15 protein-coding genes are annotated in these 17,905 nt (G+C 46.6%); 6 read left to right on the top strand and 9 right to left on the bottom strand.

From position 1 onward, the window contains the following. The first annotated feature begins 41 nt into the window (after positions 1–41). A complete protein-coding gene (locus tag N5E87_RS20640) occupies positions 42–1,652 on the top strand; it encodes an IS1634-like element ISSpu7 family transposase (RefSeq protein WP_011787758.1) in 1,611 nt (536 codons plus the stop codon). A gap of 53 nt (positions 1,653–1,705) precedes the next feature. Next, a complete protein-coding gene (locus N5E87_RS20635; RefSeq protein WP_086902487.1) occupies positions 1,706–3,217 on the top strand; it encodes a KAP family NTPase in 1,512 nt (503 codons plus the stop codon). A 77-nt stretch (positions 3,218–3,294) separates the two neighbouring features. Here the strand turns inward: N5E87_RS20635 and N5E87_RS20630 are convergent, their stop codons facing one another. The 7 genes from N5E87_RS20630 to N5E87_RS20600 form a co-directional block, all read right to left on the bottom strand. Then, positions 3,295–4,542 carry a glutamate-5-semialdehyde dehydrogenase gene (locus N5E87_RS20630; protein WP_069453940.1) on the bottom strand — a complete coding sequence of 416 codons (1,248 nt, stop codon included), beginning with the start codon at positions 4,540–4,542 and terminating at the stop codon, positions 3,295–3,297. 11 nt (positions 4,543–4,553) lie between these two features. Next, positions 4,554–5,660: a glutamate 5-kinase gene (gene proB / locus N5E87_RS20625; RefSeq protein WP_279775828.1), complete on the bottom strand. Its 1,107-nt coding sequence runs from the start codon at positions 5,658–5,660 to the stop codon at positions 4,554–4,556. Positions 5,661–5,669: 9 nt separating this feature from the next. Continuing rightward, the gene (gene putP / locus N5E87_RS20620) at positions 5,670–7,166 is read right to left on the bottom strand and encodes a sodium/proline symporter PutP (RefSeq protein ID WP_279775827.1); all 1,497 of its coding nucleotides are present in this window, start codon (positions 7,164–7,166) and stop codon (positions 5,670–5,672) included. Between the two features lie 3 nt (positions 7,167–7,169). After that, a complete protein-coding gene (locus tag N5E87_RS20615; protein WP_023266152.1) occupies positions 7,170–7,346 on the bottom strand; it encodes a hypothetical protein in 177 nt (58 codons plus the stop codon). Between the two features lie 325 nt (positions 7,347–7,671). Further along, positions 7,672–9,027: a glutathione-disulfide reductase gene (gene gorA, locus N5E87_RS20610; RefSeq protein ID WP_109286687.1), complete on the bottom strand. Its 1,356-nt coding sequence runs from the start codon at positions 9,025–9,027 to the stop codon at positions 7,672–7,674. A gap of 167 nt (positions 9,028–9,194) precedes the next feature. Further along, positions 9,195–9,725, bottom strand: coding sequence for a hypothetical protein (locus N5E87_RS20605; RefSeq protein WP_172588788.1), 531 nt, complete (start codon positions 9,723–9,725; stop codon positions 9,195–9,197). A gap of 101 nt (positions 9,726–9,826) precedes the next feature. Continuing rightward, positions 9,827–10,612, bottom strand: a complete 786-nt coding sequence (locus N5E87_RS20600) for a hypothetical protein (protein ID WP_037427432.1) — start codon at positions 10,610–10,612, stop codon at positions 9,827–9,829. Positions 10,613–10,880: 268 nt separating this feature from the next. Between N5E87_RS20600 and prlC the strand changes: the two genes are divergently transcribed. Both prlC and N5E87_RS20590 read left to right on the top strand, forming a co-directional pair. After that, positions 10,881–12,920: an oligopeptidase A gene (prlC, locus tag N5E87_RS20595; protein WP_279775826.1), complete on the top strand. Its 2,040-nt coding sequence runs from the start codon at positions 10,881–10,883 to the stop codon at positions 12,918–12,920. Between the two features lie 128 nt (positions 12,921–13,048). After that, complete coding sequence (locus tag N5E87_RS20590) at positions 13,049–13,579, top strand: thioesterase family protein (protein ID WP_037423843.1); 531 nt, start codon at positions 13,049–13,051, stop codon at positions 13,577–13,579. A 10-nt stretch (positions 13,580–13,589) separates the two neighbouring features. Here the strand turns inward: N5E87_RS20590 and N5E87_RS20585 are convergent, their stop codons facing one another. Beyond that, positions 13,590–14,237: a glutathione S-transferase family protein gene (locus N5E87_RS20585; protein WP_037423840.1), complete on the bottom strand. Its 648-nt coding sequence runs from the start codon at positions 14,235–14,237 to the stop codon at positions 13,590–13,592. Between the two features lie 205 nt (positions 14,238–14,442). On the opposite strand from N5E87_RS20585, the gene N5E87_RS20580 reads away from it, so the two are divergent. Next, on the top strand, positions 14,443–15,132 hold the full coding sequence (locus N5E87_RS20580) for a DNA-3-methyladenine glycosylase I (RefSeq protein WP_069453947.1): 690 nt from the start codon (positions 14,443–14,445) through the stop codon (positions 15,130–15,132). A 103-nt stretch (positions 15,133–15,235) separates the two neighbouring features. Here the strand turns inward: N5E87_RS20580 and N5E87_RS20575 are convergent, their stop codons facing one another. Beyond that, positions 15,236–15,982 carry a TorF family putative porin gene (locus tag N5E87_RS20575; protein ID WP_139122608.1) on the bottom strand — a complete coding sequence of 249 codons (747 nt, stop codon included), beginning with the start codon at positions 15,980–15,982 and terminating at the stop codon, positions 15,236–15,238. A gap of 770 nt (positions 15,983–16,752) precedes the next feature. Between N5E87_RS20575 and N5E87_RS20570 the strand changes: the two genes are divergently transcribed. Then, positions 16,753–17,901, top strand: coding sequence for an efflux RND transporter periplasmic adaptor subunit (locus N5E87_RS20570; RefSeq protein WP_023266142.1), 1,149 nt, complete (start codon positions 16,753–16,755; stop codon positions 17,899–17,901). Positions 17,902–17,905: the final 4 nt, after the last annotated feature.

Here is a 17,905-nt window from a genome sequence, read left to right as displayed (position 1 = left end):
GACAGTTTTGATCTATTACTGCTATTTGACGGTCTCAAAATATGTCTACCCATCCTGTTATTAAACGCTTAGATCACCTTGGTCTCATTGCCGCCTTTTGTCACGAAATTGGCCTGCCACGGATGATAGATGCCGTTATCCCAAAATATTCTGACCACAATGTTTCTCATGGTGACGCGGTATTGGCCATGCTCCTAAATGGACTTGGCTTTCATAGCAGAACACTGCACATGTTCTCGGACTTTTTTAAGACCAAGCCTGTATCTAAGCTACTCGCCAAAGACATTGAAGCACACCACCTGACTGATGATGTACTAGGCCGCACATTAGATGCTCTATACGAAGCCGATGTCTCAGCGCTCTATCAGGTTATTGCTGAGCGTGTTGTTGATAAACTGGGCTTGACGACCGATTCTGTTCATCTTGATATCACTAGCTTCCACGTTGATGGTGAGTATGCACAAGATGAAAACACCAACGTGATTAAGCTTGTAAGAGGTTATAGTCGGGATCATAGGCCAGAGCTTAACCAAGTCGTGCTTGAACTCATCTGTGAAAACCAAGCAGGTATTCCTGTTTACATGCAAGCACTGAGTGGTAACACCAATGATGCCAAGGCATTCGCTGAAGTCACTAAAAGACACATACATTGCCTAAAAGCCGCGCAAAATAGTCGTTACTTTATCGCTGATGCCGCTTTGTACACCGAAGAAAGCATCTCCTCGCTAGATGAGCAAAATCAAAAATTCATTACCCGTGTCCCCATGACCATCAAGCTCGCAAAACAAGCACTACTTGCGCTAGAGCCAGAGCAATTAAGCACTATCGGTCATGGCTACTCAGGATGTTGGATAGACTCGGATTACGGAAAGGTCAATCAACGTTGGTTGCTCGTTCACAGTGAACAGGCCACCAAGCGGGAAGAAATCACTTTCTTCAAGAACTTAGAGAAAAACATAGCAAAAGAAATCAAAGCGTTGGAAAAGCTAAGTAAAAAACCATTCGCTTGTGAAGTTGACGCAGAATTAGCGTTTAACGATTTCAAGAAACAATGTGACTTACTTGGGTTTGAACAAGGCACTCTCATCAAACAGCCGACTTACTCTCATTCGGGCCGCCCAAAGACAGATGAAGCACCGACAGGATACCAATACTTTATCGAAGCCGCCCCCTTCACCGACCTAGAAAAAGTAAAACTGGCTAAGCTCAAAGTAGGCATGTTTATCCTCGCGACGAATGACACCGACAATGAAGCACTCACCATGGCGGCTCTTCTAGCACATTACAAATCGCAACAAAAAGTCGAGCGCGGCTTCCGTTTTCTAAAAAGCCCTGAGTTTTTAACCTCTTCCATCTTCTTGAAAAAGCCTGAGCGCATTGAAGCGTTGCTAATGATAATGACGTTGAGCTTGCTTGTTTACGCTAGTTTAGAACACAAAATCAGAGAACAACTCGCACAAACCGAAGCGTTCTTCCCAAGTATGGTAAAGAACAAGACGACCTCCAGACCGACGGCACGTTGGGTCTTCTTGCAATTCGAAGGCATAGATACGCTAGAGATTAACGGCCAAAGGTTCATCACTGGACTTCAAGATCACCAAACACAACTACTCAAATTACTCGGTAGATTCTATGAGGTAGTTTATTCCTAAATTAGCTGCGGAATGTCGGAAGTATGAGTAACTGATTAATAAAAAGGGATTTTATGTCTGATGATATTGTAGATTTTAACTGGAAAGAGCCCGTGTTATGTGCTGAAGGAACTGAATTATTTCCAAGAGATACATTAGATCGCGCTAGATACGCTTCTTTTTTACACAATTATTTGGCGATTAATGCTATCGATGGTGGCTATGTTTTAAACCTAAATGCGAAGTGGGGCTCGGGTAAAACCTACTTTATTAATCGCTGGATTGAGAGCATTAAAGATACGCACCCTGTTGTTTACATTGATGCATGGAAGCAGGATTACTCTGATGATCCTATGCTTACCGTTATTTCATCTTTGATAAATGCTTTAAGTGAGCAACTGCCTCCTGAAAATAAAGCTGTAGTTAATATTGCCAAGAAATCTGCTCGTTTTATCAAGGCCGCAGCACCTGCTTTGCTCAAAGGATTGGTGAAGAAGGCAACTGGTTTGAATCTTGATGATGTTTCAATCGAAGACGAAGATAAAATATCGTCTGAAAATAAAAGTGACGGCAAAGGTTCATCGGATATTTTCGGCGAGTCAGGTGCGGAAATTGCACAATGCTTAGTGAAGGACCACAACGATAAATTGCAGTCAGTCGAATATTTGCGAAACGAAATTAAAGAATTAATTACTGCAGTTATTGCACATAAGCAAGGTGCTTTAAAAGTGCCAGCTTTTATCTTTATTGATGAGCTTGACCGCTGTCGACCTAGCTATGCCGTAGAAATGTTGGAAGTTGTTAAACACTTTTTTGAATTAGATAACATTGCCTTTATCGTGGCGACAGATACTGAACAATTACAGCATGCGGTGAAAGCTGTTTATGGTGAAGGCTTTGATGCTCAAACCTATTTAGGTCGGTTCTTTAGACGTCGTTACTCGTTAACCGAGCTTTCTCGTTATGAATTTGTAAGCCGCATTGCAGAAAGCAAAGTCACTTACAATCCAAAATGGAAGGAATACGTTCCTAGCCTAGCGGAATTAGATGACTTCACTAATGTGGTGTCGATTGTGGCGGATAGATTTAGACTATCACTAAGGGAAACTGAACAGTTAACTGATAAGTTTTTAGCTGTTTTAAGTAATACAGCCAAAACATTAAATCCTTACTTGTTATTAATCTTATTTGTTTTGAGAGATAAGCATTATTATCTTTATGCAGATTGGTTAGATACAACAAGTACTAATTATACTCACTTCGATAATTTAATAGATAGAATTGGCTATAAGATAGATAGTTTTTTTGTTTTATATGGTGCTAATGGCGATTTTTTTGCAAGAGAGAATGAAAATAGTAATTGTGCAAGATTTAGTTCTAGATTGGCAATGATTTTGTCTGACATGAATAAGTTTTGTGTAGATGATAGAAAAGAGATATTTGAAAGTCTGAGTTATGATTATCAAATAACAACAAATCATACAGAGAAAATTTTTTTATTATATAAGATTGGTTTGATAAAGCTCTCAGCAAATAAAATTGACTATAAAAACTGGGTTGAATTAGCTGTATCTTTTGACCAGTAAGATAAAGCTTCAGCCAAAGCCCCAAACAGACACTTTGGGGCTTTATTATTTAGTGAATTAAATCGCCTAAGTAATCGCTAAGCCCTAATCTGTCCTGTGCCTGAAACCAGATATTTTTCAGTGGTTAAGGCTTCGAGTCCCATGGGGCCGTAGGCATGTAGCTTAGTGGTGGCTATGCCGATTTCGGCGCCGAGGCCGAGTTCGCTACCATCGGAAAAGCGCGATGAGGCATTCACCATAACGACTGACGCATCCACTGCGCGTTGAAAGCGGGCGGCGGTGAGTTCATTGTCGGTGCAAATCACCTCTGTATGGTGGCTGCCGAATTTAGCGATATGTTGGGTGGCGACCTCAAAACTGTCGACTTGGCGAATGGCGATTTCTAAGTCCAAGTATTCTTGGCCAAAATCCTCTTCTGCCATATAAGTGCAGGCGTCGAAATACGCGGCTGCCGGAGGGCATGCGTTGATTTTTACTTGATGCTCGGCCAGTGCTTTGGCGACGCGGGGCAAGAATCGCGGCGCGATATCCTTATGCACTAACAAGCCTTCTAGGGCGTTGCATACGCCAGTGCGTTGGGTTTTACCATTGAGCAGCAAATCCAAGGCGATATCTTGATTGGCGTCTTTATCCACATATAAATGGCACACGCCTTTAAAGTGCTGAATAACCGGAATGCTACTGTTTTCAGTGACGTAATTAATCAGTCCTTCACCACCGCGAGGGATGATCACATCGATAAATTCCCGCTGCTGCATCAGTTCGAGCATCAGGGCGCGGTCAGGATTTGGGATCACGCTGATTAAAGCCTTAGGCAATCCATAGGCAGTCAGTACCGCCTGTAAAATGCTGGCGATCACTTGGCTGGTGTGTAGCGCTTCTTTACCGCCACGCAGGATCACCGCATTGCCGGATTTAAAGCACAGGGCGCCTGCATCGGCGGTGACATTAGGGCGCGCCTCATAAATCATACACACGACGCCGAGTGGCACACGCATCTTACTGATGGATAAGCCATTAGGCCGTTTACCAATAAAACGCTCGCGTCCAACGGGATCGGGCAGGGCGGCGATGGTTTCGATTCCTTGCGCCATTGCCTCGATACGATGCTGGTTCAGCGTGAGGCGATCGACCATTGCAGGGCTTAAGTTATCCTGAGTCGCTCGGTGCACATCAATCAGGTTCGCGCTTTGGATTTCATAGGTTTTTTCCCTTAATGAGCGCGCCATATCCAGTAATACGGTGTTTTTTAACGACTCATCGAGTTGGGCGAGTGTGCGGGCCGCATGGGCAGCATCGGCAGATATTTGTTTAATTAGGCTCATAGTTTCTCCACTCAAATGGATTTAAGAATGGCGATATTCTTATCGGAAATGATGGGGCCGGTTTTTTGCTGGAATTCACTGGCAAACGCCTGATCATCCTGCTCGGTAATAAAACTCAGTAGACAACTGCTGTAGTTGGATTTGGCTTTCGCCAACTTAGTGCCATCGCCTTTACGCACCAGAATGGTGTCGCCCACTGAGAAATCCCCTTTTACTTCAACCACATCATCGCTGGTTAATTGCTCGCTGTGCTGATCGAGTGCGAGGTCAAAATCATCCTCGACGATCACTTCGCCCTGCGCTTGCGAGGTGTGGGTCATCCAATGCAAATGCTCCTGCATCGGTTTTTCGTAGGGGGTAAAGAGGGTGCCCGGATTTTGCCCCTTTAGCAGCTGGCTAAAGGAATCGGCATTAAAGCCATTGATAATAAAGGTCTCAATGCCGTGGGAGATGGCTTTCTCGGCGGCTTGGATTTTAGTGCGCATGCCTCCGGTGCCAACATCGCTGCTGGCGCCTCCCGCCATCGCATAGATGGCGGCATTGATTTCAGTGACTTGTTTGATCAACTTGGCATTGGGATGTTCGTGGGGATTTTGATCATAGAGTCCATCCACATCCGAGCAAATTACTAAGGTGTCGGCATCGGCCGCAGCTGCCACCATGGCCGAGAGATTATCGTTATCGCCAACCTTAAGTTTGTCGGCGGTAACGGCATCATTCTCATTGATGATCGGCATTAAACCGTGTTCGAGCAGGCTAAAAATGGTGTCTCGAATACTGATATAACGCTCGCGATTACGTAAGTCGCCATGGGTCAGCAGCAGTTGGGCGGTGGGAAAATCAAATAGCTTATTCCACGTCGCCATCATATCCGCCTGACCCGCGGCTGCCATGGCCTTTTTCACTGTGACACTGGGCTGAGCTTGGCCCTCAAAATGATGCCAACCAGCGGCAACCGAGCCGGATGAAACCAGTACCACTTGGATACCTTGGACACGGCAGTAAGTAATAAACTGCGCGATACCCAAGAGATAATGGCTACTGCAACCTTGCTTGTGGGGCGCGATTAAGGCGCTCCCCACTTTGACGACGATACGTTTACGGGGAGAGTCTGTCATAACGCCTCCTTAGCTTTCCTCGGCCAGCACACGACTGGCCTGATGGAACTGCTTCGTGGTTTTAGCGCACGGGTCGTTATCGAATTTGCTCACCAGATAAATCACTGTGCTGCTGACAATAAAGCCTGGAATCATCTCATACACTAAGCTACTCAATGCCTTACCATCGGCAAGCACGGGGGCATAAATCCAAAAGAGTACCGTGAGCGCGCCCGAAATAATCCCCGCAATCGCCGCTTTATGGGTGAGGTTAGCCTTATACAAACTAAACAGCACCAGCGGACCAAAGGCGGCACCAAAGCCTGCCCACGCATTACTCACAAGGGAGAGGATACTGTTCGAGCGGTCGAGTGCCAGCAGCGTTGCGACAATGGCAACACCTGCGACCCCGTAACGACCCATTTTTACCATCTCTTGCTCGCTCGCTTGTTTCTTCGAGAGGGTGCGATAAATATCTTCGGTCAGCGAACTCGACGAGACTAATAGCTGTGATGAGATCGTGCTCATAATGGCCGCGAGAATCGCTGCCAGCAGGAAGCCGCTGATTAAGGGATGGAACAGCAACTCTGAAAACACGATAAAGATGGTTTCAGGATCCGAAAGCTTCATGCCAAATTTATTGGCGTAGGCGATACCGACTAAGCCAGTTGCTAAGGCGCCGATAATGGTCACTGTCATCCAACTGATGCCGATGCGGCGTGCGGTTTTAATGTCGGCGACCGAGCGGATCGCCATAAAACGCACAATAATATGCGGCTGGCCGAAATATCCGAGTCCCCACGACAGGCTGGAGATTAAGCCAAGCAGGGTCACATTTTGCATCGCGTCGGTAAAATGCGGGATCGACTGATAGGCAAAGTTCATCATGCGGTCGGCACTGGTAAATTCTTGATATGCCACGAAAGGCACTAACACCAAGGCGACAAACATAATGCAGCCCTGCACGAAGTCGGTAAGGCTAACGGCTAAAAATCCCCCCAGCAGAGTGTACGACACTACGACGGCTAAGGTAACGACTAGGCCTATGTCGTAGTTCAGCCCAAAGGCGGATTCGAACAACTTGCCGCCCGCGACTAATCCCGCCGAGGTATAGAGGGTGAAAAAGATCACTATGATGGCGGCGGCAATAATGCGAATGCTGTTATCGGCTTGACCAAAGCGTTTAGCGAAGAACTCAGGAATCGTCAGCGCGTTATCGGCGACCTCTGTGTAGACCCGTAATTTAGGGGCAACTACTAGATAATTGATTAGAGCACCAATTAATAATCCGAGGGCGATATACAGGGTTTCAAACCCCACTAGAAACATGGCGCCGGGCAGGCCCATCAGCATCCAGCCACTCATATCCGAGGCGCCAGCAGAGAGTGCCGTGACGTGCGGGCTCACTTGGCGGCCACCCAAAATGTAGCCAGAGACATCATCGGTCGACTTACGATAGGCGAACAAACCAATAGCGAGCATGGCAATAAAGTAAATTGCCAATGAAACGTAAGAGAGGGAATTCATCGATTATTTTCCTCCTAACGCTTTGTTATTTTGAATGAAGCTCGGTTTCAAAATGACAAAGAGATAGGTACTTAGAATGGCGAACAGGCAGAAATATTGTAGTGTTCCATGAAGGCGTTCCCGGGTGGAACGGATGATCTGTGAGATGGGGTTTTCATCTGCAGCATGCTTAGCTGACATAATGCCTCCTTGTTTTATTTAGAGTGAATAATAGTTAGTGCTATAACTATAATAAGATCTTTATTAGCAAAATATCAAGTTGAAATGCCCAGTTTGCATACTTTCGGTTGGCATAAAGCAAGAGAAATTGATTTGAATACTGATAAATTTACCTGTGCTTTTAACCGATAATTGGGGCGAAAGAGTGGGATGTTGAGAGCGGATAAATAGGCTTGATGGCTTATCGTTGAACATAAAAAAAGCGGCGCTGAGAATATCAGAACCGCTTCGATAAAATGCAATATTCACAGGCTATTGAGCCTGATTTAAAACTTGAGTCATGCGCTTAGCGCATAGTCACAAATTCCTCAGCACCAGTGGGGTGGATGGCGACAACGGCATCGAAATCGGCTTTGGTGGCGCCCATTTTCATGGCGACACCAAATCCTTGGAGGATCTCATCCATACCAAAACCAATGCCATGAATACCCACGACTTTCTCTTCTTTGCCGGCGCAGACCAACTTCATCTTACACGCCTGACGGTGGCTAGTGACGGCGGTATACATAGAGGTGAAGCCTGAGGTGTAAACCTTCACATTATCATCACCATATTGCGCGCGGGCTTCTGGCTCGGTTAATCCCATAGTGCCAATCGGAGGATGGCTGAAGACCACGGTTGGGATTTGGCTGTAATCCATTTTGGCATCGCTCATGCCGTTGAATAGGCGCTCAGAGAGTAAACGACCCGCTTTAACCGCAACGGGAGTCAGCTCCACGCCGCCCGCCATAATATCGCCCACGCAATAAATGCCTTTGTGGGTGGTATTTTGCTGCGCGTCGGTAATTACATAACCTTTGCTATCCAGTTGCACATCGGTGTTTTCTAAGCCGATATTGCCCGTTGCGGGTGAGCGGCCAATGGCCCAAATCAGGCAATCAACGGTCACGCTTTCGCCATTTTCGAGGTGCAGAGTCAAGCTGTCGTCGGCATTTTTGACCACAGATTGAGGAACACTGTTGGTGTGCAGGGTTGGGCCTTCGGTCTTCATGGCATCGACTAGGGCGTCGATTAGCATAGGATCGAAGTTACGCAGCGGCGCATGTTTACGCACAAACAGGTGAGTTTCACTGCCAAGTGCGTGTAACACGCCCGCGACTTCGACGGCGATATAGCCAGCACCGACGACAGCGACACGTTTAGGTTGTTCGCGCAGGGCGAAGAAACCATCGGAATCAATCCCGTATTCCGCACCCGGAATGTTTGGGATGGTTGGCGCGCCGCCGGTGGCGATCAGGATATGGTCAGCCGTGTAGTGTTCGCCATTTACTTCAATCGTGTTGCCATTAACGAAACGGCCATAGCCATTCAGCAGGGTGACTTTGTTATTGGTAAAACCGCGACCGTAGGCCTCGTGGATGCGACCAATATAGGCTTCGCGGCTGTTTACTAAGGTGTTCCAGTCGAATTTGTTGACTGAAACATCAAATCCATAATCTTTGGCGTAGAGGTTCATGGCTTCGGCGATATGCGCACCATACCACATGACTTTTTTGGGTACGCAGCCGACGTTTACGCAGGTGCCGCCAACATGTTTTGCTTCGATGAGTAGCACTTTAGCGCCACGCATGGCAGCTCGGTTAGCTGAGGCGATACCGCCGCTGCCTGCGCCTAGGCAGATATAGTCAAAATGTTGAGCCATGAGTTTCTCCGTCTAACTCTAAGAATGAGGTGCTTATTAGCAGAAGGTCATTGTAGGTTGGAATGGGTTTGCAGACCAGCCCATTAAGTCGCCATGGTATAGACCTTGGTTTGCCACAAAAAATCTCCATGAAGCTGAGATTTTATCCCTTGGCGGTTAGCTTAAGCTTAACGGCGATATTGGCAGCGATGGTAATCATCAGGGTTTGGTCCTTCTACGCCGCATTTAAGGCATTGCCACTCCTGCTTGCGAGCATTGAGCTCATCGCTATGGTAGTCGGCGGCTTGCTCTCGCTTATTGCCGATCTGGGTTTCGAGCTGTGACATGCGCGCATCAAGCCAACGGCAACTAGGATCGTTAGCGACTTTATCTCTGCTGGCGAGTTGTTGCTTGCGACTCAATTTTTTATTTTTAGTCTTAGTGGATTGCGTCTTGTTGGTCTTTGTTTTTGGGGACGTATTGTCAACATTGACGGTGGGAGGCGAATAATCCAAAGCGCTTTGCTCTGCAGGAATGGGCAGCGGTTTACCTTGACTGTCGAGCAGGGTCCCCAGTGGTAGAGAGTCAGTCGTGCTACTTTTTGACAGAGATTCTAATACTAATTCAGGCTCGCTCTCGGGTGCCGCTAAGGATGGCAGAGTACAAAATGCTAGTGTAATAAATGTGTTCGTGAGTATTTTAAACTGATGAGCCAACATTCCCTGTGCCTCGCTAAATCAAGGTCGTTCCATCGACATCTTGAGTGTAGTTTGGGCGGGAACGGTTTGCCAAGTCGAAGGGGAGTTAGGCCGAGTAACGCTTAGAAGCTGATATTAAAGTGGATGCCCGCATAGGTTTGATCCTGTGAGCTAAAGTCGCCATTCGTGGCCGCTTCTTGCTCTATATCTGCCTGCGCAATACTGTGGCTAATATGGCCACTAATATTCATATTCTCGGTAAGGTTATAGCTTGCTTCTAGCCCAAACTGGAGATGATTTCTACCATTGTGCTCTTCTGTTCGATATTTAAAATCAACGCCTTGTGTTACGTAGGGGGAGAGTGTGAATTGCTCTGTAACTTGCCAATAGCTGTGTAGGCTCAGCTCCACAAAATAGCCCGCCGCCTCGGTGGAGTAGACATAACTCACGGAAGGCACTAGCCAAGGCTTGGCGGTGTAAGCCAATTCAGCAAACAGTTCGTTATCCTGACAGCGGCTACTGCTATAGCCTTCAATACGTTGATAGCCAAGATTCGCTTCTAAATGTTCACTTAAATCCAAAGCGTATTCTAGGCCAATATTCCACTCAGTATAGGCTTGGCTATCACCACGGCCAACGAGGGCATAGGTGGTGAGATTGCCGTATTGAATACTGGTATTCATCCAATAAATACCGCCTTTAGCCAAGTTATTGCGCCCCTGCGAAACATACTTGCTATCCCAGCCTAAATCGATGTTAGCAGTTAAAGGCACGTTAGCCGCAGATAATTTGCTGTTTAATATCCCTTCGGTTTGCGCCAAGCTCTCGTTGGCCAAACATGGATGGCTAAAGCAAACTAAGCTAATGGCGCCTACGGCGCTAATGATGGATTTAACTGATGCTGCCATAAATAAGCCAATCTAATTGAAAATATAGAATATGCACAGATGTTAGCCTATATACATATAAGCGTTAATGAGAATGGATTTGATTTGCGATCAAACTATCAAGATTCAAAGGGTAAATTTAGTGTAAATCCTAATTGAGAGCTGGTTCACTTTTTTATTGATGAAATGGCGTTAGGCCTACAAACGAAGATAGCAATCGGTTTTCTCGCCTTGATAAATTGAACATAAGCCCTTATTTATTAGCTACACAGATTGTAGAGGAATCATTATGAGCAACCCTTTGCTTAACGGCGCTGCATTACCGCTTTTTTCACAGATTAAACCTGAACATATTCAAGTTGCCGTTGAGCAAGCCATTGCTCAGTGCCGTGCCAAGATTGATGAAGTGCTGCAAAACCCTGGGCCTTTTACGTGGGATAACTTAGTCGCCCCTCTGGAGCAAGTAGATGATGAGTTAAGCCAGATTTGGTCACCCGTTTCCCATATGAACTCAGTGGTGAGCACAGATGAATGGCGCGCGGCCCATGATGCTTGTTTGCCACTGTTATCCGAATACGGCACTTACGTTGGCCAACACCAAGGGTTATACGAGGCATATAAATCACTACGTGCATCGGCAGAGTTTGCTCAATTAAGCCAAGCACAACAGATGGTGATTGAGCACAGCTTACGGGACTTCGAGCTTTCGGGTATCGGCTTAGACGATGGGCAAAAAGTGCGTTATGGCGAAATCGTTAAGCGCCTATCCGAGCTGACGAGCGGCTTTTCAAATCAATTACTGGATGCGACCCAAGCCTGGACTAAGTTAATTACCGACGAGGCAGAATTAGCCGGTTTACCCGATTCAGCCAAGGCGGCCGCAAAAGCGATGGCCGAGGCGCGCGAATTAGAAGGTTGGTTATTTACCTTAGATTTCCCTTCCTATTTACCCGTGATGACCTACAGCGAAAACCGTAGCCTGCGTGAAGAGTGTTACCGCGCCTACGTGACGCGCGCCTCGGATCAAGGTCCAAATGCGGGTGAATTCGATAATGGTCCCTTGATGGATGAAATCCTTGCGCTGCGCCACGAGTTGGCGCAATTGTTAGGCTTTGATAGTTTTGCCGAAAAATCCCTCGCGACGAAAATGGCCGAAACGCCTGCGCAGGTGATGGCATTCTTAAATGAATTAGCGCTGCGCTCTAAAGATCAGGCCAAAGCCGAACTGGCTGAGTTAAAAGCCTTTGCGCTGGAGCAGTACGGCGTGAGCGAAATGGCTTCTTGGGATTTGAGTTTCTACGCCGAGAAGTTACAGCAACATAAGTATGAGATTTCTCAAGAGTTGCTGCGTCCTTACTTCCCCGAAGATAAAGTGCTCTCTGGCTTGTTTTACACTGTCTCGCGCCTATTTGGCTTAAAGATTGTCGAGCAAACTGAGTTCGACCGTTGGCATAAAGACGTGCGCTTCTTCGATATTTTCGACGAAACGGGCGAGCACAGAGGCAGCTTCTATTTAGACCTATACGCCCGCACGGGTAAACGCGGCGGCGCTTGGATGGATGATTGCCGAGTGCGTCGTCACACGCCTACGGGTCTACAAAAGCCTGTGGCTTATCTCACCTGCAACTTTAACGGCCCTGTAGATGGCAAACCGGCACTCTTTACCCACGATGAAGTGACGACGCTGTTCCACGAATTTGGCCATGGCATTCACCATATGCTAACCAAAATCGACGTGGCTGGCGTGTCAGGTATCAACGGCGTGCCTTGGGATGCGGTCGAATTGCCTAGCCAGTTTATGGAAAACTGGTGCTGGCAAGAAGAAGCCTTAGCGGAGATCTCCGGTCACTACGAAACCGGTGAACCTTTGCCAAAAGCCATGTTAGACAAGATGTTAGCGGCGAAAAACTTCCAATCAGGCATGATGATGTTGCGCCAGTTGGAGTTTTCACTGTTCGATTTTAGATTGCACCACGAATATGACCCCGCCAAAGGGGCGCGTATTCAAGAGACCTTGGACGAAGTGCGTCGTCAGGTAGCCGTGTTAATTCCGCCTGCATTTAACCGTTTCCAACATGGTTTTGCGCATATTTTTGCGGGCGGTTATGCCGCGGGTTACTACAGCTACAAGTGGGCAGAAGTGCTGTCGGCGGATGCGTTTTCTCGCTTCGAAGAGGAGGGCATCTTCAATCCTGATACGGGCCGTAGCTTCCTGCACAACATCCTCGAAATGGGCGGTTCGGCGGAGCCTATGGACTTGTTCAAGCAGTTTATGGGGCGCGAGCCGAGTATTGATGCGCTGCTGCGCCACTCTGGGATTGCCGCTTAAGCCATACTAAATAGCTGTGCTTGAGCATAAAAAGGCGCCAAATGGCGCCTTTTTTGTGAGCTAGATCTCGCTTGCCCTCTGGTATGACCTCTGTTAGCCTGTGGCTCTTCTTTTTAGGGCGACTGCATATGAATCTGTATTTCCGTTTGTTTTGGTTGTTATTTTGGCGCACGCGCCATTGCCGTAAGATTGATTTTTTGGGGACGAGCCGCATTACTTATCGCGCGTTGCCCAGTGATTGCGATATCAATTTCCATCTTACTAACTCCCGTTATCCGGCGTTTATGGATCTGGCCCGCACCTATATGTTGGCCGAAATGGGGTTGCTGAAGCGTTTCCTCAAATTAAAATGGATGCCAATTGTTAACGCCGCCGAATTTACCTATATCCGCGATATCAAGCCCTTAAAAAAGTTTGAGATTGAAACCAAGGTCGTGGGCTGGGATGAAAAATATTTCTATATTGAACAACGCTTTATCAGTGAGCGCGGCCTGCATTGTATAGTGCATGTGCGTGGTGTGTTTGTGTGTAAAGGTAAGCAAGTGCCTTTAGAGGTATTAGTTAAAGAAGCAGGCTATACCGATCCGGCTCCTGAGTTACCGCCCGAAGTCGTGAAATGGAAAGCATTTTTACAATTAAAGAAAGAGCGCAATCTTTAGGACGCTGGTACTAGGGAATACTCCTAATCCCAGTGTCTTCTTCCATTTCGGCTAGTAGCACTTCTTCAAGCACGAGTGTCCAGGCGCCGCGAAGCTGCGCCTGTTGCCAATAACGGACTAACTCATCTAAATCCAATAGGTTTAAGTGAGCAAAGCTGTAGCTTAAGCAGGGGATCAGTGCACAGTCGGCTAAGGTAAAACTGTCGCCACACACCCAATGATTTTGACTAAGATGGCTATCTAAGCGTTGAAATTGGGTAAGCATTTGTTTTTCAATCTGCTTGATTTCGAACTCATGCCCATCAGGGGCATACTTTAATTTTTCTAATTGGAATAGTGGGTTATTGATATCAAAATCAATAATGCGATCGAATAGGCGCACCGCCAAATTCCGTTCAGCCTCCGCGGGTAATAACTCTGTACCGTTTTGAAAATGCCTGTCTAAGTATTCAATAATAATGCTGGATTCGGGGATCAGTTGGCCTTCTTGCGTTTTGAGCAATGGCAGTTTGCCAGGAGGATAAAATTGCTGGAAGGCCTTGCGTGCCAGTGGGTCGCGTAAATCAGTGATCCGCGGATAAAAGTTCGCTTGTTTCTCATAGAGAGCAATTAATACTTTCTGTGAATATCGTGATAACGGATGATAGAAAAGCTCCATAGGTACCGACCCCATAACCACTGCATTTTTTGACTCTACGCCTTAACTTTAGTCGGTATCAACATGCGTGCAGTGGGAATTTCTTCAAAGGGCCAGAAATGGACGTAAAACAGGTTTTCCATACGGAATGATCCCCGGGGGCTCAAATTCGGTACTATTAACGCCTAGAAACGCTAGTGAAATATCGATAATCAAAGGTAACAGCATGAGCCAATTAGAAAGTTTCTCATCCATCTATGCCAGAGCGAGTGAGCGCAAAGGCGGTAAAAAGGGACTCGAAGCCTTACTTCCTGGGTGCCTAACGAGTGCTGAAATTCGTCAATACGATGATGCTACGCTGCTTTCGGCCATGAGCCGACAAGTGTTCCAGAGTGGTTTTGTCTGGCGCGTGGTCGATAATAAATGGCCTGCTTACGAAAAATCCTTCTTTCATTTTGTGCCCGAGAAGGTATTAATGTTGTCACCCGAGCAGATCCAAGCTCGCGCTGCGGATGCGACCTTGATTCGCCACCTAAAGAAAACCCAAGCAATTTATGATAATGCTTTGATGATCCATGATATTGCCCGCGAACATGGCAGCTTGGCTAAGCTGATTGCCGACTGGCCGACCGAAGACATAGTCGGGCTTTGGGCGCTCTTAAAGAAGCGCGGTGCTCGTCTCGGTGGCAATACCGGGCCGTATTTTTTGCGCGCAATCGGTAAGGATACCTTTTTGTTAACCGATGATGTGCAAGGCTATTTTAAAGCGCACAAGCTGGTAGATGCCGGCTTTAGCTCGCAAACGGCGTTAAAACAGATACAGGCCGTGTTCAATCAATGGCAACAGGAGTCGGGCCGTTGTCTTGCGGATATCAGCCGGGTGTTAGCCTGTAGCGTGGGTGATAATCGTATTTAGATAAAAAAAGACCAGCCAAATTTGGCTGGTCAAGGCTCGATATTTCAAGCAATTGGAGTACTGCAGGGAAGCAGCGGGATGAACGTATAAGCAAAAAACAGGATTAGAAACTTTTACTGATCCCAATGACGACTCTGTCATCGAAGATTTCAGTTTGTGTACCATAGACTTTATGGTCAGTGTCGACAGTGCTGCCGTGGTAGCGTAAATCGAAGTTAAGACCGTAATAGGCTTTGCTTAAACCTATGTTCCAGTGGCCCCAACCTTCAGCACCATCACCCGTTAGGTCTTGATAACCCACAGATGCTGAGATTTTTACACCGTTGTCAAAGCTATAGCTGGGGTGTAGAGCGTAGTTCACCCCGTGCCAGCCATCGACACCAAACCAGTCATCCACCGTTGGGGTGACTTCGAGTTGCAGGTTGGCTCGACCGAATTGTTTACCCACTTTTAGCCATAATTCGGTGTAGTTGGAATAGGAAGCACCGGGGTAAAGGTATGAAAACAGCATGACATCATAGGTAAAGCCAGAATCGCCAAACTCTCCCGCTTTACCAATAAAAGGCGCGGTAACAATTTCTAAGTTTGGGTCTGCAAACTTAATGTTGGAGCTAAATACCCCAGCATACCAGCCTTGATTGTGGTTCCAACTTAATGTGCCTTGGACGACCGGAATATCGCCGTCTAAGGTCTCGGATTCACCACGAAACACATAGTCCGAAGCAAAATTAACATTGCCGTTAAGGGTGCCACCAAAGAGTTGATTATCTTCAGCAGCGTGGGAGCTGGCCGCCAAAGAAAGTAACGCCCCAGTGAGCAGCAATTTAGTACGAATCTTCATAATCATCATCTCAAAGTGATTGGAAATTGTTAGCGCACCTATATCGTAAAAATAAATTGTTAATAGCGGTGCAGCCTGGGATGAACCAATAACGAAAAGATATGAATGAATGTGAATAAGCAGCGAAATAACAGGGTCAATAAAAGCGTAATTTATAAAACTGCATTTTTTTGGGAAGCTGAGTTTCATTAAATGGGGTGCAAAATGTAATATCCAATTTGCGCTATACAACGCTTGGTCATAAAATGTCGCGTCCAAAGGTTTGAATATCTATTCGTTTCCCTGACCCATTTGTAACAAGGATTTACGTAGCAATAGTAGGCATTCGGATAGCAAGGTATGGTCATTCCATGCTTGATCCAATATGACCACACAGGGGTTATATATGCACAAAACCTTATGTAAAAGCTTGTGCTAATATGCCCTAGCTGTATCAAATAAATGTTTACTCAGGTTAATCGAGTATAAACATTTGTGTCGCCAAACATGTTTGCAACATTTTTGATATAGAGTAGGCTGAATAAGTGCTTTGTATCGTATAACGCTAACAATCTTATCTACAGTTAACATACTTCTTAAATAGGATAACAATTCTACTAATAAGGTATTGGCAAAGGTGTGAATATTTTCATTAGTTTACACTTTTGTTTGTTTATCTTTCTTGTTGATCCTTATAGGGTATACGATAAGTAATAGCTTTGATTTTAGTTATAATTACGGCCGTGAGTTCACCATTGCAGCGTGGCAAAACGGTAGCGTTAATATTTAAAGGAGTTCTCATGCGGCAGACAATTAAACTTGCCTCAGTAATTAGCGTGGCGTTGTGGATGGCAGCTTGTAGCCCTCAAGAAGAGAAGGCTGGTCATGCTGGCGCTGGGCCGCAGAGTGTTGAGGTGGGGGTCATCAATGTGGCTACCAAGCCTCAGGTTATCCAAGTCGAATTACCGGGCCGTAGCAAGGCATTCCTCGAAGCCGAAGTGCGTCCTCAAGTAAATGGTATTATTACCAAGCGTAGCTTTGTTGAAGGCGGCCATGTGAAGCAGGGCGAGTCCCTCTATCAAATCGATTCCGCACCTTATAAAGCGGCATTGGTAAGCGCAAATGCCGATTTAGCTAGAGCGAATGCAAGTCTTGCATCGGCGAAGGCTAAAGCTGCCCGTTATCAGCAGTTAGTGAAGACTAACGCCATCAGTAAGCAGGATTTCGACGAAGCTGAAGCGGCTTACAAAGAAGCGCTGGCGAGTGTGACTGTGGCTGAAGCGGCAATCAACACTGCCAAAATTAACCTCGAATACACCGAAGTGTTAGCGCCTATTTCAGGCCGTATCGGTAAATCGAGTGTGACAGCCGGTGCGCTGGTGACCGCTAACCAAAGCCAAACGTTGGCGACCATTCAACAGCTCGATCCTATCAACGTGGATATCGCGCAGTCGAGTGCTCAGCTGTTACGTCTAAAAGCCAAGCTGCAGCAAGGTAAGCTGCAGGCGGCTGATAACGCTGACGTGCAGTTAGTCTTAGAAGACGGCACGATTTATGGCCACAGCGGTAAGCTGCAATTTGCTGAAGTGAGTGTGGATGAAAACACTGGCTCAGTGATCCTGCGTGCAGAGTTCCCTAACCCCGATGGCATCTTACTGCCTGGCATGTATGTTCGCGCCGTATTGAATACCGGTACCGATCCTCAAGCCATCCTAGTGCCGCAAAAAGCCATTAGCCGTAACGCTAAGGGTCAAGCCGTGGCTATGGTGGTGAACGATCAAGGCGTAGTGGAAGCAAAAATTGTTACTACAGCTGAAGTTATCGACAATCAATGGCGTATTACTGCCGGTTTGGAAGCGGGCGATAAGTTGATTGTGGAAGGATTACAAAAGATCCGTCCAGGTGCACCAGTCACTCCCAAAGTTATTTCTGAAACCCAAGCACAGTAGGGCA

Origin of the sequence: Shewanella sp. GD03713, assembly GCF_029843705.1 — a bacterium.
Lineage (GTDB): Bacteria > Pseudomonadota > Gammaproteobacteria > Enterobacterales > Shewanellaceae > Shewanella.
Note: the sequence above shows the minus strand (reverse complement) of the source record. Positions and strands in the feature narration are given on the sequence as shown.